This is a genomic window from Rhodococcoides fascians A25f (genome assembly GCF_000760935.2).
In the GTDB taxonomy this organism is placed as follows: domain Bacteria; phylum Actinomycetota; class Actinomycetes; order Mycobacteriales; family Mycobacteriaceae; genus Rhodococcoides.
In genome coordinates this window covers 2,585,371-2,604,529 of sequence record NZ_CP049744.1, presented here as the reverse complement: position 1 = coordinate 2,604,529, position 19,159 = coordinate 2,585,371, and the positions used below count along the sequence as shown (strand labels likewise).

The following is a 19,159-nucleotide window of genomic DNA, read 5'->3' as shown; positions in this document are numbered from 1 at the left end:
GAAAACTTGTCGGTGGGTCGCGATAGATTCTGTTCATGCTTTCGGGGGACGGCGGATCAGGGGTGGACGGCATCGAAACGGTGCCGCCCGCCCCTGAGGTGTCCGATCCCGAGTTGTCGGTGTTGGTGAACCGTGTCGAGTCCGCGGTCGCCGAGTTGGCCGGGCAGGGGTCGGTGTCGTGGACGAACGCCGACCGGCGTGCGGTGATCCAACGCATGGAAACACTCACCCGATCGGTGACGGCCTACTCGTACACCTGGCTCAACGAGCTGATCCCCCAGCGCGGCCTCGATGTGTATCCGGGGTCGGTGCCGTGCTCGGTGGCATGGATGCTGCGGATCACCCCACGCGCAGCAGGCGCGCGAGTTCGACTGGCTGCGGAGTTGGGAGATCGGACGGCATTGTCCGGTGAGGTTCTGCCTCCGTTGCTGCCGCATACCGCGGAAGCATTGCGGGCGGGGTTGCTCGATGCCAAGCATGTGCAGATGATCCGCGAATTCTTCAAGCACTTGTCTGCCAGTGTCGATCTGCAGACCCGCGATCTCGCAGAACAGCAGTTGGTGGGCTACGCCTCGACCAGACGCCCCGACGATTTCGCGCCGTTGGTGGCGCACCTGGACTCCATCCTCAACCCCGACGGCGACTACGACGAGGACGAGGACGAGGACGGTAAGCCCAAGCCCCGGAAGCGACGCGATGCGTTCTTCTATCTCGGTGAGCAGGGTGCCGACGGTATGTCGGAAGGCAACTTCTGCGTCGATTCCGAACTACGCGCCTACCTCGAGGCCCTGTTCTCCAAAGCCGCGAAACCCGGCGTGAACAATCCGGCCGACCCGACATCGGTCGTCCACGACGATGGAGATGGCGAGAACGGCAGCGACGACGAGGGCGACGGGAGCGGCAGCGACGACGAGGGCGACGGGAGCGGCAGCGACGACGAGGGCGACAGGAGCGGCGGAGCCACAGCGCCGAAGCCCGAGCCGGCCGCCCACGAAGCAGGTGCCAGCGATGCGGGGTCCGGCGATGCAGGCCTGTGGGATGAGACGAACAACGACAGTGACGACGATTGCGGCATTGGTGTCGACTGTCGTTGTAGCACAACGCACGACGGCACAGCGGCACCCAAGGACCCAGCGGCACCCAAGGACGCTGCTGACCCGGACGGCATAACCGATACCGAGGGCGCACCCGACACCGCTACGCGGGATGCTGCCGCCGCGCGGGATCGACGCACCCAGAACGAACGCCGTCACGACGCCCTGAAAATGGCACTACGGCACACACTCGCCTCCGGGAACCTCGGCACCCACCGCGGCCTCCCCGTCACCGCCATCGTCACCATGAGTTTGAAAGATCTCGACGCCGGTTGTGGTTACGCGATGACCGGCACCGGATCCCGCGTGTCCATCCGCGATGCGATCCGTATGGCCTCCCACGCCCACCACTACCTGACCATCTTCGACGACCACGGCCGAGCCCTGTACCTCGGTCGGTCCAAACGCATCGCCTCCGCCGACCAACGCATCGTGCTCATCGCCCGCGACCGCGGCTGCAGCTTCCCCTCCTGCACCCGCCCCGCGACCTGGCGCCAAGCCCACCACCTCGACGACTGGACAGACGGCGGACCCACCGACATCGACTCCCTGACCTTCGGCTGCGACATGCACCACGCCCTCGTCGGCACCGGACCAGGAAAATGGGCAACCACCAAAACCACAGCAGCACATCGATATCCGGGCCGCACCCTATGGCACCCACCCACAGGAATGGACCCCAAGCGCCGCGGGCTCATCAATCACGCACACCACCCCGAAGAAGTCCTGTACCCACCCGACCAGCACGACGACACAGGCGACGAGGAACCACGACAACCCGCATGACGACCTACACCAGCATCACGGCACAGCTCTGCCTGGGCAGGCCCTCAAGCGCCTCAGCGAACAGGGTGACGCTTTCGATTGCGAATCAGAACTGCGATTCCGAGTCCCACCGACAGCAACAGAAGCGGTGCGGCAATGGCGAGGGACGCATCGATAGCCAGAAACAGAATGAGCAGCAACGCTGCTGCCACAAAGTACACAGCCGCGAAACGTGACGTCCACTGGACGGAGTCCATGCCACACCTCCTTGCGCGTACGAGCCTCTTGTCGTTACCTAAGGTAACTGAATAGGTTCGCGCGCACTAGAGACCCAGGCCCCGCAGTCGGTCGATCTCACGACGATCGCGCTTGGTCGGTCTACCTGCTCCTCGATCACGACGCGGTACGGAGGCCAGAACTTCCTTCGGAGGCGGCGGCGGACTCTGATCGATCAGGCACTCGGGGACGACAGCTGCACCGACACGCTTGGTGATCGCCCGCACGACCACGACGATCTTCTCGACTCCGTCGACCCGCAGCCGAACCTCGTCGTTCGGGCCGATTCGCAGACCAGGCTTGGCGGGGGTTCCGTTGACGCGGACGTGCCCACCGCGGCAGGCAGCGGCGGCCGCGGACCGCGTCTTGAACAACCGCACCGCCCAGATCCAGCTGTCGAGGCGGGCACTCTGTACTTCCATCTTCGAACGAATTCCTCACATCGCCTGACTACATGTCCAGACCGAGATCGAGCACTGTCACCGAGTGTGTCAGACCGCCCACGGCAAGAAAGTCGACCCCCGTCCGCGCGTAATCCCGTGCCACGTCGACCGTCAACCCACCCGAGGATTCCAGCTTGGTCTCGGGAGCGAACTTGTCACGACGCTGGACCGCCATCTGTGTCTGCCACAGCGCAAAGTTGTCCAGCAGAACGAGTTCGACGTTCTCTGCAAGCACCTGGTCGAGTTGTTCGAGGCTGTCGACCTCCACTTCACAGGCGATGTTCGGTGCAGCGGCCCGCACCGCGTTCAACGCAGCGACGACCGAACCGGCAGCCGCAACGTGATTGTCCTTGATGAGCGCAGCATCGCCCAACCCCATTCGATGATTGACGCCACCGCCGGCGCGCACCGCGTACTTCTGCAACGAACGCATGCCCGGCAACGTCTTTCGACTGTCTCGAATCTTGCACTCGGTGTCTGCAACCTCGGCGACCCAGCCGGCAGTCGCGGTGGCGATCCCCGAGAGATGGCACACGATGTTGAGCATCGTGCGCTCGGCCGTGAGCAACCCTCGAGTCGGGGCCTGAACCGTCAGAACGGCCTGTCCTGGTTCCACATTCGCCCCGTCCTCGACGCGATGCACGATGGAATACCCCTCGTGACCGATCACCTCGTCGAGAACCAGAAGGCCGACGTCGAGGCCCGCGATCGTGCCGAACTGGCGTGACACGACCGAGGCCGTCGCCACCGCGTCCTCGGAAACCGTTGCCGTGGTGGTGATGTCGGGCCCGTACCGCAAGTCCTCGTCCAGCGCCGTCCGGATCAGTGCGAGCACCTCCGCTCGGTCGACACCCGGGTTCACCTCGGTCGAGATTTCGGACATGTCAGCTCGCTCCCGTCATCACGTCGTCGTTCACGATCCCCAGCCGTCCGTCGGGATCTCGTTCGATGTGCAGGCTTCGGCGTTGCGCCGGCGCACTCTCGGGGAAATCGCGTCGGGTGTGGCACCCTCTGCTTTCGCGGCGGTGGTTCGCGGCCAGGACGATGACCTCCGCCGCGGCCGTCAACGCAGCATCCTCGACTGCACGTGCATCGACCGGCGGTTCCGATACGACACCCTGAGCCAGGACACGTTGTGCCGCAGCGAGTCCCACCGCATCGCGAACCACACCGACCTCGGCAGTCATCGTGCGCTGCAGCACGCCGCGGTCGATGCGGCGATAGGTGGGTAGCGCGAGGTCCGTGACCTCGACTCTCCTGCCGACCCGTTCGGCAGCCACAATTGCCGCACGCTCACCCACGACAAGACCTTCGAGCAGACTGTTCGACGCCAACCTGTTCGCGCCGTGCAAGCCCGTGCGTGCCACTTCACCCGCGGCGAGCAGGCCCGGAACCGAGGTGCGTCCAGCCGTGTCCGTCACCACTCCTCCGCATGAATAGTGCGCTGCGGGTGCCACCGGAATCAGGTTGGTCGCCGGATCGATGCCGGCCTCGAGGCACGAGGCGGTCACGGTCGGGAATCGCTCGTGGAAGTGCTCCACGCGGCGGGCGTCCAGCAGCACGTGGTCGTCGCCGCTGTCGTGCAGCAGTTCGGCAATGGCCCGGGACACCACGTCGCGCGGGGCAAGATCACCGAGCGGGTGCACTCCGGCCATGAACGCGCGGCCTGTGACATCGACGAGGTGGGCACCCTCGCCGCGTACCGCCTCGCTGATCAACGGACGGCGTCCCGTCGTCCCGGCAGCGAACAGCACCGTGGGATGGAACTGCACGAATTCGAGATCGGCCACGCGGGCACCTGCATCGAGGGCGAGTGCGATGCCGTCTGCCGTCGCGCCGGCCGGATTGGTGCTGCACGAGTACAGCTGTCCCAGTCCGCCGGTGGCCAGGAGAACCGTCGGGCAATGAACGATTCCGAGGCCGTCGGGCCCGCGGACGAGCAGACCGACAACCTCGCCCTCGGTGGTCAGCACCCGCAACGCGGTCGTGTCGAACTGCACCGTCGGCACTGCACCGTCGAGCGTGCGCTGCACCTCCGCACCGGTGGCGTCGCCCCCGGCATGGATGATGCGGCGCACACTGTGGCCGCCTTCCCTGGTGCGTGCGACGGAGCCGTCGGCAGCACGATCGAATTCTGCTCCCGCAGCTTCGAGCGAAGCGATCGCCGCACGCCCGCCCGCAACGATGGAGCGCACGGCGTCCTCGTCGCACAGTCCGGCACCGGCAGCACACGTATCGGCCACGTGCGATTCGATCGAATCGCCGAATTCTGCTCCGACGACCGCGATTCCGCCCTGGGCATACTGCGTCGCGGTGTCGGTGGAGCTGCCCTTGCTCACGGTCAGCACCCTGAGGCCGCGGGCGGCAGCGGTACGAGCCGCAGTGAGTCCGGCGATACCGCCGCCTACGACGACCAGATCAGCTCCCGTTTCCCACGCGACGGACGGATTCACTCTCCGCCGCCGGGGGTACCGATTTCGATCATCCGCTGCACCGACTTGCTGGCGATGTTCGCAGTTTCGAGGTCGACATGTACCTCGTCTCGCCCTTCGACAAGGCAACGAAGCAGCGCGGCAGGGGTGATCATCTTCATGTAGCCGCACGATGCACGGTCGTTGACAGCGAGGAAGTCGACGTCGGGTGCGGCCATGCGCAGTTGGTGCAGCATGCCGATCTCGGTGGCGACCAGAACCTGCTTCGACGCGGTGGTGCGGGCAGCGTCGAGCATGCCGCCGGTGGAGAGGATCTTGACCTTCTCGGCCGGAACGAACCCTTCGCCGGCGAGGTAGAGAGCCGACGTGGCGCAACCGCATTCGGGGTGCACGTACAGCTCTGCATCGGGATGGGTGCGAGACTTCTCGGCCAACTCGTCGCCGTTGATGCCGGCGTGCACGTGGCATTCTCCGGCCCAGATGTGCAGGTTCTCGCGTCCTGTCACGCGCTTGACGTGTGCGCCGAGGAACTGATCGGGCAGGAACAGGATGTCGCGGCTGGGGTCGATGGACTGCACGACCTCCACAGCGTTGGACGATGTGCAGCAGATATCGGTCAGTGCTTTGATCTCGGCGGTGGTGTTGACGTACGAGACGACGACAGCGTCGGGAAAATCTGCCTTCCATTCGCGGAGCTGGTCTGCGGTGATGGAATCGGCCAGCGAGCAGCCGGCGCGCTGGTCCGGGATCAGGATCGTTTTCTGCGGGCTCAGGATCTTGGCGGTCTCGGCCATGAAATGAACTCCGCAGAACACGATCGTGTCCTCGGAGACCTCGGCCGCCATACGCGAGAGCGCTAGGGAGTCGCCGACATGGTCCGCGACGTCCTGAATCGCGGGCAGCTGGTAGTTGTGCGCGAGCAGCGTCGCGCCGCGCAGATCGGCGAGCCGTCGTACTTCGGCCGCCCATTCCGGAGTTGCCTCCACTCCCCCGTAGCCACCTGCTCCGTCGACGATGTCGCGAACTCCGGCGAATGCCGAGTCCAGGATGTTCACCCGGGTAGCGCTGCTGGTCATGACGGTTCTCCTTCACCGATCATCCGGTCGTCGGTGACCGAATTTCCTCCGAGGGAGTTTTCGACCTATGATCGAAAACATGATTCATCGTAGCACCGTCCACGAAGTACTCATCGCGGTGTTCCAAGTTCGATTCTTTTCCGACCCGGATAGCCCCGAACTGGCGGTGCTGCTGTGGCAGCGCGCTCTCGACCCCGAGGTCGGCACCTGGTCGCTTCCCGGTGGGACCCTGCGCGACGACGAGAATCTCGCCGCGTCCGCGCGCCGTCAGCTCGCCGAGAAGGTCGATGTGCGCTCGGTTGCGCACCTCGAACAGCTGTCCATCTTCAGCGAACCCGACCGCGTACCGGGAGATCGGCGGATCGCGTCGACGTTCCTCGGCCTGGTGCCGATATCGGCCGAGCCGACACTCCCCTCGGACACCGCATGGCACCCGGTTTCCGCGCTGCCCGACATGTCGTTCGACCACGGAACCGTCGTCGCTCACGCCCGACACCGCTTGGTAGCGAAGCTGTCGTACACCAATATCGGCTTCGCACTGGCTCCGGTCGACTTCGCGATCTCGTCGCTGCGCGAAATCTACGGTGCGGCACTGGGGTATCAGGTGGATGCCACCAACCTGCAGCGGGTGCTGAGCCGTCGGGGCGTCATCGAACCCACCGGCCGTCGGGCACCGTCCGGCAAAGCCGGCGGCAGGCCGCCGGCTCTGTTTCGCTTTGCCGACAACAGCATTCGGGTCACCGACGAGTTCGCTGCGTTGCGTCCTCCGCAGGCGTGAACCTGGCCGACGTGTCAGTCGGCCCGATTCGAATCGAACGATGGCGGCGGGAACGGCTCGGCGTCCACGTCCTCGGGTTCGGGATCGGTATGTCGCAGATTGTCGTTGGGGTTCATTGCTGCCAACAGCAGGACGACCAACGACGCCGTCAGCGCCTGGACGATCAGCACCAGTGGAGTCTCGATGCTCGGTGCCACCGTGACGATCGAGCCCACTGCAGGGTCGGTGGCCTTCGGAAATCGCAGGGCGGCAATAGCATTGCCGACCACGATCGCAGCGATCGAACCGGCGAGCGCACCCACGAAGATTGCCACGAAAAGGCGTGGACCCCGCTCCGACTTCCACAGCCACCAACCGACCGGGAGGACGAGACCGAGCGCGAACGAGACGAGGGAGAAGATCGCGATGGCGTCGAATCGGTGCAGACTTTCACCGGTCAGAGCCGCCCCGCGGTCCTGCGCCACCACGAGCAACTGCTGCGCAGGCGCCAACAGGCCCCACAGCATGCCGCCCAGTGCGGACAGCGCCACCGATATCGCTACCACGACCGCCAGAACCCGGCGGGTGCTGTGTCGCGGCGGACTTTCGAGCAGTTCCGACATGGACACCTAGCGCCTGCCCGTCGCTGCCGAGTCGATCAGGCCGTGCCGCGAGCACACCGAGGACCACCCGTCGGGGACTATCTGCACCACCATGCGGCGACCGCATTCTGCGCAGAACCGCGGCGGCTCCAACCCGAGCCGGACGGCGACCGACAACGAATCCGCACCCACCTCGGCTCCGGCGTCGACAGGCCGACCGGTGTACGGGTCGTAGCGGGTCTCACTCGTCATTCGACCCACCCTAATACGCCCATCAGATAGTCGAGTTGAGCGCTTTGATCGGCATCTGCAGCTCGCCGAGAAGATCGAGATCCTGCTCGGCCGGACGACCGAGCGTCGTCAGGTAGTTACCGACGATGACGGCATTGATGCCGCCGAGAATTCCCTGCTTGGCACCCAGATCACCGAGAGTGATCTCGCGCCCGCCCGCGAATCGCAGAATCGTCCGCGGCAGCGCGAGACGGAACGCGGCGACGGCGCGCAGAGCGTCGGATGCCGGCAGCACGTCGAGGTCTCCGAACGGGGTTCCCGGTCTCGGATTGAGGAAGTTCAAGGGCACTTCGTCGGGCTCGAGTGCGGTGAGATCGGCCGCGAACTCGGCTCGCTGCTCGAGTGTCTCCCCCATCCCGAGGATGCCGCCGCAGCACACCTCCATGCCTGCCTCCCGCACCATCCGAAGCGTGTTCCACCGTTCCTCCCAGGTATGCGTGGTCACGACATTCGGAAAGTACGAGCGAGAGGTCTCCAGGTTGTGGTTGTAGCGGTGCACACCCATCCCTGCGAGCTGATCGACCTGATCCTGCTCGAGCATGCCCAGCGAACACGCGATGTCGATGTCCACCTCGCCTCGAATGGCTTCGATTCCCGCAGCGACTTGGGCGAGCAGCCTGGCGTCGGGTCCGCGGACCGCCGCGACGATGCAGAATTCTGTCGCCCCTGTCTTCGCGGTCTGCTTGGCCGCCTCGACCAGAGACGGGATGTCGAGCCAGGCAGCGCGCACCGGAGATGCGAAAAGTCCCGATTGCGAACAGAAGTGGCAGTCCTCGGGGCATCCACCGGTCTTGAGGCTGACGATTCCCTCGACCTCGACCTCGGGGCCGCACCACTTCATCCGTACCTCGTGCGCGAGCAGCATCGCCTCCTCGAGACGGTCGTCGCCGAGCTGGAGGACCTCGAGAACCTGAGATCGTTCGAGTGCAATGCCGTCGCCGAGCACCTGTGTACGCGCCGTGCGCAAAATGTCCATTCCGGTCCCCTCGTAGTCGAACGGCGACACATTGAACACCGTTCAAGTTGAACGGTGTTCACGTTAGGCACCGCGCTCGGCTACTGTCAAAGCGACGAGGCGTCGATCGACATGGGGGAAGCAGTGCAACTCAACAGGCAAGACGTCCTGGACGGCGCGATCGCCATTCTCGACGAGTACGGCCTTGCCGACCTGACCATGCGACGGCTTGCGACGTCCCTGCACGTGCAGCCCGGTGCGCTGTACTGGCACTTCCCCAACAAACAGACCCTGCTCGGCGCGATCGCCGACCATCTGCTGTCCAGCGCCGATGCACCACCGGCCGAGGGAGCGTGGGACACGCAGATCGAGCAGATCGCGCATCGGCTGCGCGACGCGCTTCTCTCCCGTCGAGACGGGGCCGAACTCGTCGCCGCGACCTACGCGTCGAGGATGACCACCAATCGAATTCGCGAACGCATTGCCGCCGTCTGCATTCGCGCGGGACTACCGCGACGCGACGCGGAACTGACCGCCGACACCCTGCTGTACTACGTTCTCGGCCAGACAGTGGACGAACAATCGCGTCTACAGATGGACTCCGCGGGAGCCCTCACCCCCGAGGCGTCCCCGATCTTCGAGAGTCCGGACCCGACCAGCAGATTCGATTTCGGATTGCGGCTCTTCGTCGACGGAGTACGCCACTCGACAACCGATCGGATCCGGCGCTAGAGATCCGGCCGATCAGGACTCCGCGAAGACGATCCGTTCGCTTCCGTTGTCCAGGGTCATGGTGCCGTCGTTCCGAGACCACCGCGGCGTGGACGTCAAGAATGCCGAGAGCCACGCGTCCTGATCCATCAATGCCTGTGGGCAGCCCATACGGGTAGAACCGAGAGAGTCGGTGGTGATCCTGCCCTGCGAGGTGTCGACCGTGCCGAACAATCTGTTGCACCCGGCCTCCGCCGAGATTCGGTCGTCGGCGAATTCGAGCCTGATCGTGGTTCCGTCCACCGGCGCATAGGAGTCGGAAGCGTCGATGGACGTGTAGATCTTGTCGGCCGGGAATTCGCCGTACGAGTCGGCACACCCGGAGGCCACCGCGCTCACGCCCAACGCGAGAGCGACCAACGCGCGCCGCGCGTCAGCCACCGAAGATCGGCCCCAGGCCGGCCGCACCGGCATTTCCGCGGGACGCGAACGGGTTGTCGTGCACCATGTACGTCCAGGTCGACGTCGGTCGACGCAAACCGGCATCGTCGAGATCGATTCCGTCGGAAGTGATGTCGGCCGACTCGAAGGTGGCGTGCGAGAGATCCATCGCCTTCGACGACACCGTCTTGAACGCTTCGACCGCAATGCGGTGATACTCGTCCAGCGGATTCTCGCGGCCCAATGCCCGAAGGTGGATGCTCTCACGCACGTCTGCGAGGTGCGCGAGGTAATCGGACCACGATCGATCGAGGTGGTACAGAACTATCTGGCGAGCGACCTCGATCAGCGTCTCCTCCGAGACTGTGTCGCGAAGCTCCTTCGAGCGCTTCGGCGAGTGCGCCTCGAGCAGGGTCAACGCCTCGTCCGAGTTGAGCAACGTCGCGCGGCTGCGATCCAGAATCTCACGATGCTGAGCCGTCAACTGGTTGTAACGCCAAGTGCGAGAATGTATTTCGAGCATCTGGCCCTCGGCGATGCGTTGTGCGTGATCGACACGGTCGGCCGCTGCCGGCGAGGTGAACATTCCGCTGTCGTCGATACCCTTCGGTGCGTCCTTTTCGCCGATGTTGTTCTTGACGACGTCGTCCTCCCAGCTGCCGAAGAACAGCGAACGACCCGGATCTCCTTGTCGACCTGCGCGTCCCCGGAGCTGGTTGTCGAGTCGCTCGGTCGTGTGGCGGCCGGTGCCGAGAACGAACAGTCCGCCGAGCTCGGCAATACGTTCGCGATCGGCACCGTCGGGACCACCGAGCTTGATATCGGTTCCGCGACCGGCGATCTGAGTCGACACCGTCACCGCGCCGTGCACTCCGGCCGCGGCGATGACCGCTGCCTCCTCAGCATCGTTCTTTGCATTGAGCACCACCACGTCCACGCCCGAGGCCGTGAGAGTCGCCGCCAACGCCTCGGACTCGGCGACATCATGGGTTCCGATGAGAATCGGCTGCCCGGTCTCGTGAATCTCCTTCACCTGCAAAGCAATTGCAGCGTTCTTGTGCTCGATCGTGTCGTACACACGGTCGTTTTCGTCGACGCGCACCGTCGGCACGTTGGGCTCGATGACCGAGACGCCGAGGCTGTAGAACGTCCGAAGCTGCTCCCCCGCCGCCATGGCCGTTCCGGTCATGCCGCACACCGTGGCGTACCGATTGATCAATGCCTGCACGGTGATCGTGTCGAGAATCTCGCCGGTCTCGGTGGGAGCAAGCCCCTCCTTGATCTCGACCGCCGCCTGCAGCCCGTCCGGCCAGCGCTGAAGTTCGGCGACACGTCCACGCGAGGCGTTGATCAGCTGAACCCGTCCGTCACGAACGATGTAATCGACATCGCGCTGCACCAGCACCTGGGCGTGCAGGGCCACGTTGACCGCCACCAGGGTCGATCCGACATGCTGTTCCGAGTACAGATCGATTCCGCCGAGCTCCTTCTCGATCCGCAGGGCACCCTCGTCGGTGAGGAACACGTTCCGCCCTTCGGCATCGGTGTCGTAGTGAACACCCTTGTCCAACAATCGGACTGCGTCCATCACGGTCGAGGTCGAGACGTCACCCGATACCGAACCGGCCAACACCAGCGGGACGAGCGCCTCGTCCACCAGCACGGAGTCGGCCTCGTCGATCAGTGCGACGTCCGGGACGGGCAAGACCAGATCCTGTCGATCGTTCACCAGATGATCACGCAGGACGTCGAAGCCGACCTCGTTGACCGAGGCGTACGTGATGTCGCAGGCATAGGCGGTGCGACGCTCCTGCGCGCTCGACGCCTCACCGATGGAACCGACCGTGATACCCAGAACCTCGAACAACGGCTTCATCCACTGTGCATCGCGTTGCGCAAGGAAGTCGTTGACCGAGATGACGTGCACCGCGCGCCCGGACAAGACGTACCCGACGGCAGCGATGGCGCCGGCCAACGTCTTGCCCTCACCGGTCGCCATCTCCACCACGTCGCCGGCGAGAAGTCGAACGGCACCGTGGAGTTGTACATCGAAGGGCCGCATGGACAGTGTTCGCTCACTCGCCTCGCGCACCAACGCGAGGTACCGCGGAACATCGAGCCGCGCTGCGTTGTCGACGCGAAGTGCGGTCGCCTCTGTCGCCAAGTCGCTGTCGTCCAGAGCAGCCGCCCACTCCGCGTGCTCCTGGGCTCGGTCGACGCGCTGACGGGACGTGCTCTGCGCCTTCTGCGCGGAGCGTCCGAGTACACGCCAGAACCGGTCGGAGCCCAAAGCCATGTGCAATCCCTACCTGAGAAAGAAAGAACGTTCCTTTCCACAGTACCGAGTGCGACGTCGTCCTCGGTTCCACATCATCGATCGACCGTGTACTCGTTCACCACCACGCCGGACTCGAAGGGGGTACTGGCCACGAGGCGACTTCGGATCGGTGAGTACGCACGCTCGGCGAAGAGACGCTTACCCGAGCCGAGGAGGATCGGGTTCACCTTGAGGATCAGCCTGTCAATTTCGCCCGCGACAGCCGACGCCAACATCCCTCCACCTGCCAGCCAGATCCCACTCCCCCTCTCGCTCTTCAGCTTTCGCACGACCGCTACGGGATCTTCATCGGTGAGAGTCACGGCCGCTTCCACGCCCGAGTGTTTGCGCGAGAAAACGTACTGCTTCAGGTGGCCGTACGGACCCTCCGGGGGATGGATTCCACCGGCCTTGTACGTGTTCCACCCCATGAGCACGGTGTCGAAACGACTCAGGTCGGGGGTCAGTCCCGTCGCCCGAAGTCCCAGCGTCGGAATGGTGTCGGTGTACTCACGCAGAATCATGTCGATGTGGTCGCCGTGCATCGGGAAGTCGGCGAAGGAGTCGTCGGGGGCAGCGATGTAGCCGTCGAGACTGACGGCGACGTAATAGACCAGTTCACGCATGAGTTTCTCCGATCACGACGGGTGTAGTGGTTGCCTCAGACTACGACATCCGTAGTGGTTCCGCTAGTCTGTTTCCATGGCTCGCAACCCGCTCCGACGCTCCGAACTGGCCGACGCCGGACTTCGCCTGCTCGCAGCGGAAGGAGCGCGCGGACTGACCCACCGCGCGATCGACGAGGAAGCAGCTGTGCCCAAGGGAACGGCATCGAACTATTTCAAGACCCGCGCCGACGTCATTGCCGGATTGATCGAGCGGATCGGCGAGAGACTCGCACCCGACGCGGAGGTCCACGAACCACTCGCCGCGCAACCTCCCAGCCCCGACCTGTTCGGCGCGTACATCCGCGACATCGTCGCCCGACTGCTCGCGAACAGCGACGTGACACTCGCCTTGTTCGAGTTGCGGCTCGAGGCATCGAGACGACCGGAGATCAGGGAGATGCTCGGCAGCTGGCAGCGCTCGAACTTCTCTGCCGACGTCGAATTCAACCTCGCCGCAGGATTACCCGGGGGTCGCAAGGAAGTCGCACTCTTCCACTACGCGATCGACGGACTTCTGCTCGACCGCCTGACCTACCCGATCGATCCGAACACCTCGACGGACGAGGTTGTCGACGCCCTGGTTGCGGGCCTCCTGCACCCCTGATCGCACGACTTCGACGCACGCGACCTCCACCTGCAGTTACTACGCGTCGAGGGGCGTCGTCACCGCGATCCGTCGTGTGCCGTCCTCGGCCGTCACGACCTGATAGGCATTGCGCTCGGTTCCCACCGGCGAGCCGTCGGAGTCGAGGTTCTCCAGCAGCAGATGACCGACCCACACCCCCGGCACCTCGATCTCGGTGACGATGTCGCGCGCTCGCACGCCCTGTATTCCGCGCGATCGATAGTAGGCCTGCCCCTGCTCGAAGAACTCTCGGGTTTGCTGAGGCGCGACGATAGCTGCGCAGCCCCGCGCCGTCACAGCCAGCGCAGGATAGTTGTAGATCTCTGCCAGATTGTCGAGATCACCCGAGGTCAGATACCCCGTGTAGCGAGCGAAGAAGCGGTCGATCGTTTCCGTTTCGGAGGTCATACCGAGAACGGTACGACTCATTCCCGTCAGGGCGGTGTCGGGAATCGGGAAGAATTCGGACAGTGCCCAAGGAGACCTCGCCCCACTCGCTCGACAGCGCCCTCACCCTGCGTCGCGTCGTGCGCCAGCACCGGATCGTCGAGTGGCTGAGTTCGGCAGCGACGCCGCTGACCTCACCCGAACTTGCGCAGCGATTGCGAGTGAGCGTGCGCACGGTCGAGCGCGATCTCGCCCGATTGCGTGAATCCGGCGTACCCATCGATGCGGCCTCGGGTGTGCACGGCGGATCACGGCTGGCGAGTGTGGCCGGTCCACGTCCTGTGCGTCTGACCGTCCCGGAGATAGCAGCCCTCATCGCCAGTCTCGCCGCCCTGGGACCCACCGAAACCGACAGTGCCGCATCGGCAATGAGCGCACTCATCGATGCCCTGACCATCCACTGACCGCAAAAACCTGGACAAACAGACGAGTCCGCATTACCGTCTTCCACTAATCAACTAGTGAAAGGGTCCTGGTGATCGCTTACCGTATCGATCGTCAGTCCGGCATCCCCACATATGTCCAACTGATACTGCAGACCAAACAGGCCCTGCGCCTCGGATCACTCACTGTCGGCGACAAGCTCCCGACGGCAAAAGACGTGGTCACGGCGCTCGCCATCAACCCGAACACCGTGCTCAAGGCCTACCGCGAACTCGAGCGAGAAGGCCTGGTCGAACCACGGACCGGATCGGGAACCTTCGTCGTCGCCTCCCTGGCGAAACCCGGCATGGCCGAACGATCGGCTCTCGAGAACGAACTGAGCCGCTGGATTCGCCATTGCCTGGCAGCAGGACTGGACAGACCGGACCTCGAGGCCATCGTCACCGCTGCCCTCGACACCCACTTCGACCGACCGGAAAGAGACGGATCATGACCGACGCAGTGCTCACCATGGACGAGGTGGTCAAGTCGTTCCGCCGAAAGACCGTCCTCGACCACTGCTCGTTTGCCATCGAAAGAGGAAGCGTCACAGCGTTGGTCGGCTCCAACGGCGCAGGCAAGTCGACTCTGATGTCGTTGGCGGTCGGACTGCTCACACCGGACTCCGGGAACATTCGAGTACTGGGCGAAGCCGTAGGCCAACGCGGCATCGCGCCCGGCCTCTCCTACCTCGCTCAGCACAAACCTCTCTATCCACACTTCACCGTCGCCGATACGCTCCGCTTCGGCCGAAACACCAACGTGCACTGGGACGATGCGTATGCGGCAGAACTCGTGGACGCAGCGGGGATCGCGGTCTCGGCACGCGTCAAGTCACTCTCCCCCGGCCACCGCACCCGGGTCGCGCTGGCCTTGGCCCTGGGTCGGCGACCGGAGGTACTGCTGCTCGACGAGCCTCTCGCAGATCTGGATCCGGTTGCCCGCCGTGCTGTGGCCCGGACATTGATGCGCGACGCGGCCGAGAACGGCACGAGCATCGTGCTGTCGTCGCATGTGTTGTCCGAACTCGTCGACGTCGCCGACCGACTACTCCTGTTGCGCGACGGACGCATTCGACTCGACGGTGAACTGGATACCATCACCGCCGAGCACTACCTGCTCGTCGGTAGCACCGAGGCCGAACCCACCGTTGACAACGGAACCATCATCTCCGACGTATCCGGTTCCAGTGCAGCAGTATTCGTCGTCCACGGCACTCGACCGGAGACAGCGCGACCGGGCTGGACCGTCGAGGACGCCACCGTGGACGACGTTGTACTCGCACACCTCGGCGCGGAGGTAGCGGCATGATCTGGGTGACATGGAGACAATTCCGCGCGACAATTCTGTTCGGGGTCCTGACTCCACTTCTGTTGGCGGCCATCATAATTGCCATCACACTGATCGACGGGGGTGTGGCACCCGTACCCGTACTCCAGCGCTGCCTCGGGATCGGTGAGGACTATTGCACGGCGGAGACCGCGCAGACCATGGCGATTCTTCTGACGATCGCCCTCCCCGTCGTGCTCGGCGCTTTTGTCGGGGTCACCGTGTTCTCCCGCGATCTCGAACGTCGAACTCACGTACTCGGTTTGACCCAATCGGTGAGCAGACGACGGTGGTACGGCGTGCGCGTACTGGTCGTGTTCGTTCCGACGATCCTCGCCATGGCGTTGCTCGGATGCGCCCTCTACTGGGCGAAATATCGCACCTCGCCTGGGTCGTTCACTTTCATGAGCACCGGCGAGTCCCGCCTGGACTTCCCCATTTTCGGCGCAACGGGATTCGTTTCGGGCGGGTATACGGCTGCCGGACTGATGCTCGGCGCAGCATGCGCACTGGCCATGCGGAACACCGTCGCCGCGATGATCACCACTGTCGTGCTGTCCACTGCCTTCCTGGCGCTGCTGCCGACGCAGATTCGCGAACACTACGCGACTCCCGCGGTCGAGACCCGAACACTCGAGCAGAAGATGAACGACATGTACGGCGGCACACCGGACTACTACCGGCCGTTGGATTCGATCTCGATGTATCCGCGATGGAACGTCTCGGCGGACTACGTCGACGGCCAAGGAACACCCGTAGCGATCGACCTGCTGAAGTGCACGTGGCCCGACAACTACCGGGACATGAGCGAATTCGAGACGGTCGCGCAATACGAGGAATACGCCGATCTCCGTGCCGCGGAGGACGCTCGCACACAGATCGACTGCACCCGAGCTCAGGGTGCCGAAGCCTTCGAGACGAAGTACCACGAGGATCGATTGTTCTGGCGGTTCCAGGCGATCGAGACAGCTCTGACGCTGCTGATCGCCGGTCTACTCGGAGGACTGTCGCTGCTACTGGTCAAGAGACTGCGGCCCTGAGGTCGAGCGGTCGGTGCAACGGCCACGGCGACAGCGTGTTTCGGCGTTCACAGTCGCGCAACGAGGGCCGGTAATCCCACCGCAGCACTGGTGCGCCACCGGTGATCGGCCATGTCCGAGACCTCGGTCTCGACCGGGTTGATCTCCACTACCGTGGCTCCGGCGCTACGAGCGATCGCAGGCAGTCCCGCGAACGGGTACACGACTCCCGACGTGCCGACAACGAGAACGAGGTCGGCACGTCGGACGGCGTCCTCGGCCGCGTCCCACGGGGCCTCGGGCAGCGATTCGCCGAACCACACCGCGCCCGGCCGAATCAGCCCACCGCACAACGGGCATTCCGGCGGCGGAACCCGCTGATCCGCCTCGGCCGGTGCGTCGGCGGAACCGGCGTCGAGTGCTGCTCGTGTCCCACAGTCGCTGCAGTACGGCTCGAACAGGGACCCGTGCACATGCGACAACACCGTGGCTCCGGCTCTCTCGTGGAGATCGTCGACATTCTGGGTTGCGATGTCGACGTGCGCCCGCTGCTGCCATTGCGCGAGAGCCACGTGACCGGCGTTGGGCTCGGAGCGTCGGACCAATTCCGCTCGCCATCGATACCAGCCCCACACCAGATCGCTGTCGGCCGTCCAGCCCTCGGGACTGGCGAGATCCTTGGGGTCGAAGTCCTTCCACAACCCGGTCTGGGCGTCCCGGAAGGTGGCGATCCCCGACTCGGCGGACATGCCTGCGCCCGTGAGTACGGCGATGCGCGACGCTCCGCGGGCAGCGTCCACCACAGGTTCCGGAACAGCATGGGCCGGCAGGTCACGAGGGAAGGTCACGGCCTCATTGTGCCAAGCTGTGTGTCCGGTCGCGCTACCGTGGTGGCATGAGCATCGACACCAGCGCGCGTACTCGACGACGGTGGCCACTGTGGGTGGCGGCGTGCACGGCGGTCGTCGTGGTTGCGGTCGTTGGTGTTCTGTGGCTGGCCCCGAGCCGGTACCTCCCGTGGGACACCGAGGCATTTCCCGAGGTGAACACCGGTGAGCTGACCGCCGATCAGGCCCGGGTGGTGGAACTGTTGCGCGCCGAGCACAAGCAGCAGCGCCCGGGAACGTTCTATGCCGAGGGTGTGGACGAAGCCTGGTGTGCCGACTTCGTCAGTTGGATCATGAAGGAAGCGGATATGCCGCTGTCGAACCCCAATTCGGGTTCGTGGCGCATACCCGGCGTCTACACCCTGCAGGAGTACTACCAGGAGCAGGGTCGGTTCGAGGCTGTCGGCAGCTACACGCCGTCGGTGGGCGACGTGGTGCTCTACGACAACAGCAGCTGGATCGGCCAGCACACCAACGTGATCGTGGCGGTCGACGGCGACGAGGCCGTCACCGTCGGTGGGAACGAGGCCGGCAAGATCCGAGTTCACACCCTGCACTACGGATCCGACTCCGGCGTGGTCGGATTCGGCCGACTGGCGAGCTGACGCTCACTCGCCGGATCGGCGGCTTCCGTCGCTGTACGATCGCGCGCCACCATCTCGCTTGGCCTGAAAGAGCAACATGTCTGCGCGATCGAAACAGTCGTCCACGGACTCGCCTCGCCGCAACGTCGTGTGCCCCGCGGAGAACGTCTGCCGGTCGGGAACGACGGCGGCAAGCTCGGTCAGCACGGCCGCCATCGTCGTCGATCCCACTCCCGGCATCGCGAGAGCGAACTCCTCCCCACCCCATCTCGCGATCGAGGCTCGGCCACCGAGCAGATCTGCCGCAGCAGCGGAGAACCGAACCAACAGTTGATCACCGCGGCCGTGGCCGTACTTGTCGTTGTACAGCTTGAAGCGGTCGAAATCGATCATGGCGAGCGCTACCACGCCCTCGGCCCCCGGCGGTGTGGTCAACTGGTGCAACCGATCTCGCCATCCGCGCCGATTGAGCAGTCCGGTGAGGGCGTCGGTCTGTGCGGCTACGCGCAGGTCTTCCTCGACGCGCCTTCGATCGGTGATGTCGTGCACAACGGCCATCGTCCACCGTTGTCCCTCCGGCCCAGGAACCTCGCTGGCCGAGATCCAACCCCACCGGACTGTGCCGTCGGCATGCAAGTATCGCTTCTCGACGTGAACCGATTCCCCTCGAGTCTTCGCGTCGTCCATGATCTGCTCCATGGCGGCGTGTTGGGCCAGGTCGTCGGGATGGGTGAATTCACGAGAAGATCTGCCGGGCAGGCGCTCACGAGGACATCCGACGATGGCTGCGTAGGCCTCGTTGGCGAGAACGAGCAGTCCGTCTTCGTCGGCGAGCGCCAATCCGACCGTGCTGGCCTCGAACATCTCCCGGTACCAACGATCGGCGTCGACCATCTTCAGCCAGGTCTCTTCCTCGAACGGTGCGAGCCACGACGACTCACACGACGACCCGACGATACGCCGCGCTGCCACGCCCGGCCCTGGGAAGGCGAGGCAGACGGTCTTGACGTTGACGTA

General features: G+C 64.6%; 23 protein-coding genes and 1 pseudogene. 10 read left to right on the top strand and 14 right to left on the bottom strand.

From position 1 onward, the window contains the following. Positions 1-35: 35 nt before the first annotated feature. Positions 36-1,880, top strand: coding sequence for a DUF222 domain-containing protein (locus tag BH93_RS12400; protein ID WP_052065889.1), 1,845 nt, complete (start codon positions 36-38; stop codon positions 1,878-1,880). Positions 1,881-1,933: 53 nt separating this feature from the next. On the opposite strand, the gene BH93_RS12395 is transcribed toward BH93_RS12400, so the two are convergent. From BH93_RS12395 to nadA, 5 genes are all read right to left on the bottom strand, one after another. Then, a complete protein-coding gene (locus tag BH93_RS12395; RefSeq protein ID WP_037177539.1) occupies positions 1,934-2,116 on the bottom strand; it encodes a hypothetical protein in 183 nt (60 codons plus the stop codon). A gap of 66 nt (positions 2,117-2,182) precedes the next feature. Further along, complete coding sequence (locus tag BH93_RS12390) at positions 2,183-2,557, bottom strand: RNA-binding S4 domain-containing protein (protein ID WP_037177537.1); 375 nt, start codon at positions 2,555-2,557, stop codon at positions 2,183-2,185. A gap of 28 nt (positions 2,558-2,585) precedes the next feature. Beyond that, positions 2,586-3,461 (bottom strand): carboxylating nicotinate-nucleotide diphosphorylase, encoded by an 876-nt coding sequence (gene nadC, locus BH93_RS12385; RefSeq protein WP_037177535.1) that lies wholly within the window; start codon positions 3,459-3,461, stop codon positions 2,586-2,588. A gap of 1 nt (position 3,462) precedes the next feature. Then, entirely contained in the window at positions 3,463-5,031 is a 1,569-nt protein-coding gene (locus BH93_RS12380) for an L-aspartate oxidase (protein ID WP_037177532.1), read from the bottom strand. Further along, positions 5,028-6,086 carry a quinolinate synthase NadA gene (gene nadA / locus BH93_RS12375; RefSeq protein WP_052065879.1) on the bottom strand — a complete coding sequence of 353 codons (1,059 nt, stop codon included), beginning with the start codon at positions 6,084-6,086 and terminating at the stop codon, positions 5,028-5,030. The genes BH93_RS12380 and nadA overlap by 4 nt, the downstream gene beginning before the upstream one ends. Before the next feature lie 79 nt (positions 6,087-6,165). Between nadA and BH93_RS12370 the strand changes: the two genes are divergently transcribed. Then, on the top strand, positions 6,166-6,864 hold the full coding sequence (locus BH93_RS12370) for an NUDIX hydrolase (RefSeq protein WP_037177973.1): 699 nt from the start codon (positions 6,166-6,168) through the stop codon (positions 6,862-6,864). Between the two features lie 14 nt (positions 6,865-6,878). Here BH93_RS12370 and BH93_RS12365 read toward each other — a convergent pair whose 3' ends face one another. From BH93_RS12365 to bioB, 3 genes are read right to left on the bottom strand one after another with little or no spacing between them, the layout of a single operon-like run. Further along, positions 6,879-7,466, bottom strand: a complete 588-nt coding sequence (locus BH93_RS12365; protein ID WP_242459192.1) for a DUF2567 domain-containing protein — start codon at positions 7,464-7,466, stop codon at positions 6,879-6,881. Positions 7,467-7,472: 6 nt separating this feature from the next. Next, on the bottom strand, positions 7,473-7,697 hold the full coding sequence (gene bsaP, locus BH93_RS12360) for a biotin synthase auxiliary protein BsaP (protein WP_032379013.1): 225 nt from the start codon (positions 7,695-7,697) through the stop codon (positions 7,473-7,475). A 22-nt stretch (positions 7,698-7,719) separates the two neighbouring features. Next, entirely contained in the window at positions 7,720-8,712 is a 993-nt protein-coding gene (bioB, locus tag BH93_RS12355) for a biotin synthase BioB (protein ID WP_037177969.1), read from the bottom strand. A 123-nt stretch (positions 8,713-8,835) separates the two neighbouring features. On the opposite strand from bioB, the gene BH93_RS12350 reads away from it, so the two are divergent. After that, complete coding sequence (locus BH93_RS12350) at positions 8,836-9,423, top strand: TetR/AcrR family transcriptional regulator C-terminal domain-containing protein (RefSeq protein WP_032379524.1); 588 nt, start codon at positions 8,836-8,838, stop codon at positions 9,421-9,423. 12 nt (positions 9,424-9,435) lie between these two features. Here BH93_RS12350 and BH93_RS12345 read toward each other — a convergent pair whose 3' ends face one another. From BH93_RS12345 to BH93_RS12335, 3 genes are all read right to left on the bottom strand, one after another. After that, positions 9,436-9,843 carry an META domain-containing protein gene (locus BH93_RS12345; protein WP_052065875.1) on the bottom strand — a complete coding sequence of 136 codons (408 nt, stop codon included), beginning with the start codon at positions 9,841-9,843 and terminating at the stop codon, positions 9,436-9,438. Further along, the gene (gene secA2, locus BH93_RS12340) at positions 9,836-12,139 is read right to left on the bottom strand and encodes an accessory Sec system translocase SecA2 (RefSeq protein ID WP_037177529.1); all 2,304 of its coding nucleotides are present in this window, start codon (positions 12,137-12,139) and stop codon (positions 9,836-9,838) included. Before secA2 ends, BH93_RS12345 begins: the two co-directional genes overlap by 8 nt. A gap of 74 nt (positions 12,140-12,213) precedes the next feature. Next, complete coding sequence (locus tag BH93_RS12335; protein ID WP_037177526.1) at positions 12,214-12,786, bottom strand: dihydrofolate reductase family protein; 573 nt, start codon at positions 12,784-12,786, stop codon at positions 12,214-12,216. A gap of 76 nt (positions 12,787-12,862) precedes the next feature. Here BH93_RS12335 and BH93_RS12330 point away from each other — a divergent pair, with 76 nt between their 5' ends. Then, a complete protein-coding gene (locus tag BH93_RS12330) occupies positions 12,863-13,432 on the top strand; it encodes a TetR/AcrR family transcriptional regulator (protein ID WP_037177523.1) in 570 nt (189 codons plus the stop codon). 39 nt (positions 13,433-13,471) lie between these two features. Here the strand turns inward: BH93_RS12330 and BH93_RS12325 are convergent, their stop codons facing one another. Further along, entirely contained in the window at positions 13,472-13,861 is a 390-nt protein-coding gene (locus BH93_RS12325) for a hypothetical protein (RefSeq protein ID WP_037177965.1), read from the bottom strand. A 62-nt stretch (positions 13,862-13,923) separates the two neighbouring features. On the opposite strand from BH93_RS12325, the gene BH93_RS12320 reads away from it, so the two are divergent. The 5 genes and pseudogenes from BH93_RS12320 (at position 13,924) to BH93_RS12305 (ending at position 16,692) form a co-directional block, all read left to right on the top strand. Then, complete coding sequence (locus BH93_RS12320) at positions 13,924-14,304, top strand: helix-turn-helix transcriptional regulator (RefSeq protein ID WP_080739275.1); 381 nt, start codon at positions 13,924-13,926, stop codon at positions 14,302-14,304. Positions 14,305-14,375: 71 nt separating this feature from the next. Beyond that, positions 14,376-14,777: a GntR family transcriptional regulator gene (locus BH93_RS12315; RefSeq protein ID WP_032379018.1), complete on the top strand. Its 402-nt coding sequence runs from the start codon at positions 14,376-14,378 to the stop codon at positions 14,775-14,777. A gap of 86 nt (positions 14,778-14,863) precedes the next feature. Further along, positions 14,864-15,187 (top strand): annotated as a pseudogene (locus BH93_RS28360) (ATP-binding cassette domain-containing protein); the annotation flags it as partial. Positions 15,188-15,196: 9 nt separating this feature from the next. Next, a complete protein-coding gene (locus BH93_RS28355) occupies positions 15,197-15,634 on the top strand; it encodes a hypothetical protein (RefSeq protein WP_442981236.1) in 438 nt (145 codons plus the stop codon). Next, entirely contained in the window at positions 15,631-16,692 is a 1,062-nt protein-coding gene (locus BH93_RS12305) for an ABC transporter permease (protein WP_037177517.1), read from the top strand. Before BH93_RS28355 ends, BH93_RS12305 begins: the two co-directional genes overlap by 4 nt. A 47-nt stretch (positions 16,693-16,739) precedes the next feature. Here BH93_RS12305 and BH93_RS12300 read toward each other — a convergent pair whose 3' ends face one another. Then, positions 16,740-17,471 carry an SIR2 family NAD-dependent protein deacylase gene (locus tag BH93_RS12300; protein WP_165712927.1) on the bottom strand — a complete coding sequence of 244 codons (732 nt, stop codon included), beginning with the start codon at positions 17,469-17,471 and terminating at the stop codon, positions 16,740-16,742. 95 nt (positions 17,472-17,566) lie between these two features. Here BH93_RS12300 and BH93_RS12295 point away from each other — a divergent pair, with 95 nt between their 5' ends. Further along, the gene (locus BH93_RS12295) at positions 17,567-18,163 is read left to right on the top strand and encodes a CHAP domain-containing protein (RefSeq protein ID WP_037177515.1); all 597 of its coding nucleotides are present in this window, start codon (positions 17,567-17,569) and stop codon (positions 18,161-18,163) included. A gap of 3 nt (positions 18,164-18,166) precedes the next feature. Here BH93_RS12295 and BH93_RS12290 read toward each other — a convergent pair whose 3' ends face one another. After that, the gene (locus tag BH93_RS12290) at positions 18,167-19,114 is read right to left on the bottom strand and encodes a sensor domain-containing diguanylate cyclase (protein ID WP_037177513.1); all 948 of its coding nucleotides are present in this window, start codon (positions 19,112-19,114) and stop codon (positions 18,167-18,169) included. Positions 19,115-19,159 lie beyond the last annotated feature (45 nt).

Coding starts and splice junctions, on each gene's coding strand:
- BH93_RS12400 (WP_052065889.1), top strand. CDS start 36: ATGCTTTCGGGGGACGGCGGATCAGGGGTGGACGGCATCGAAACGGTG.
- BH93_RS12395 (WP_037177539.1), bottom strand. CDS start 2,116: ATGGACTCCGTCCAGTGGACGTCACGTTTCGCGGCTGTGTACTTTGTG.
- BH93_RS12390 (WP_037177537.1), bottom strand. CDS start 2,557: ATGGAAGTACAGAGTGCCCGCCTCGACAGCTGGATCTGGGCGGTGCGG.
- nadC (WP_037177535.1), bottom strand. CDS start 3,461: ATGTCCGAAATCTCGACCGAGGTGAACCCGGGTGTCGACCGAGCGGAG.
- nadA (WP_052065879.1), bottom strand. CDS start 6,086: ATGACCAGCAGCGCTACCCGGGTGAACATCCTGGACTCGGCATTCGCC.
- BH93_RS12370 (WP_037177973.1), top strand. CDS start 6,166: ATGATTCATCGTAGCACCGTCCACGAAGTACTCATCGCGGTGTTCCAA.
- BH93_RS12365 (WP_242459192.1), bottom strand. CDS start 7,466: ATGTCGGAACTGCTCGAAAGTCCGCCGCGACACAGCACCCGCCGGGTT.
- bsaP (WP_032379013.1), bottom strand. CDS start 7,697: ATGACGAGTGAGACCCGCTACGACCCGTACACCGGTCGGCCTGTCGAC.
- bioB (WP_037177969.1), bottom strand. CDS start 8,712: ATGGACATTTTGCGCACGGCGCGTACACAGGTGCTCGGCGACGGCATT.
- secA2 (WP_037177529.1), bottom strand. CDS start 12,139: ATGGCTTTGGGCTCCGACCGGTTCTGGCGTGTACTCGGACGCTCCGCG.
- BH93_RS12335 (WP_037177526.1), bottom strand. CDS start 12,786: ATGCGTGAACTGGTCTATTACGTCGCCGTCAGTCTCGACGGCTACATC.
- BH93_RS12330 (WP_037177523.1), top strand. CDS start 12,863: ATGGCTCGCAACCCGCTCCGACGCTCCGAACTGGCCGACGCCGGACTT.
- BH93_RS12325 (WP_037177965.1), bottom strand. CDS start 13,861: ATGACCTCCGAAACGGAAACGATCGACCGCTTCTTCGCTCGCTACACG.
- BH93_RS12305 (WP_037177517.1), top strand. CDS start 15,631: ATGATCTGGGTGACATGGAGACAATTCCGCGCGACAATTCTGTTCGGG.
- BH93_RS12295 (WP_037177515.1), top strand. CDS start 17,567: ATGAGCATCGACACCAGCGCGCGTACTCGACGACGGTGGCCACTGTGG.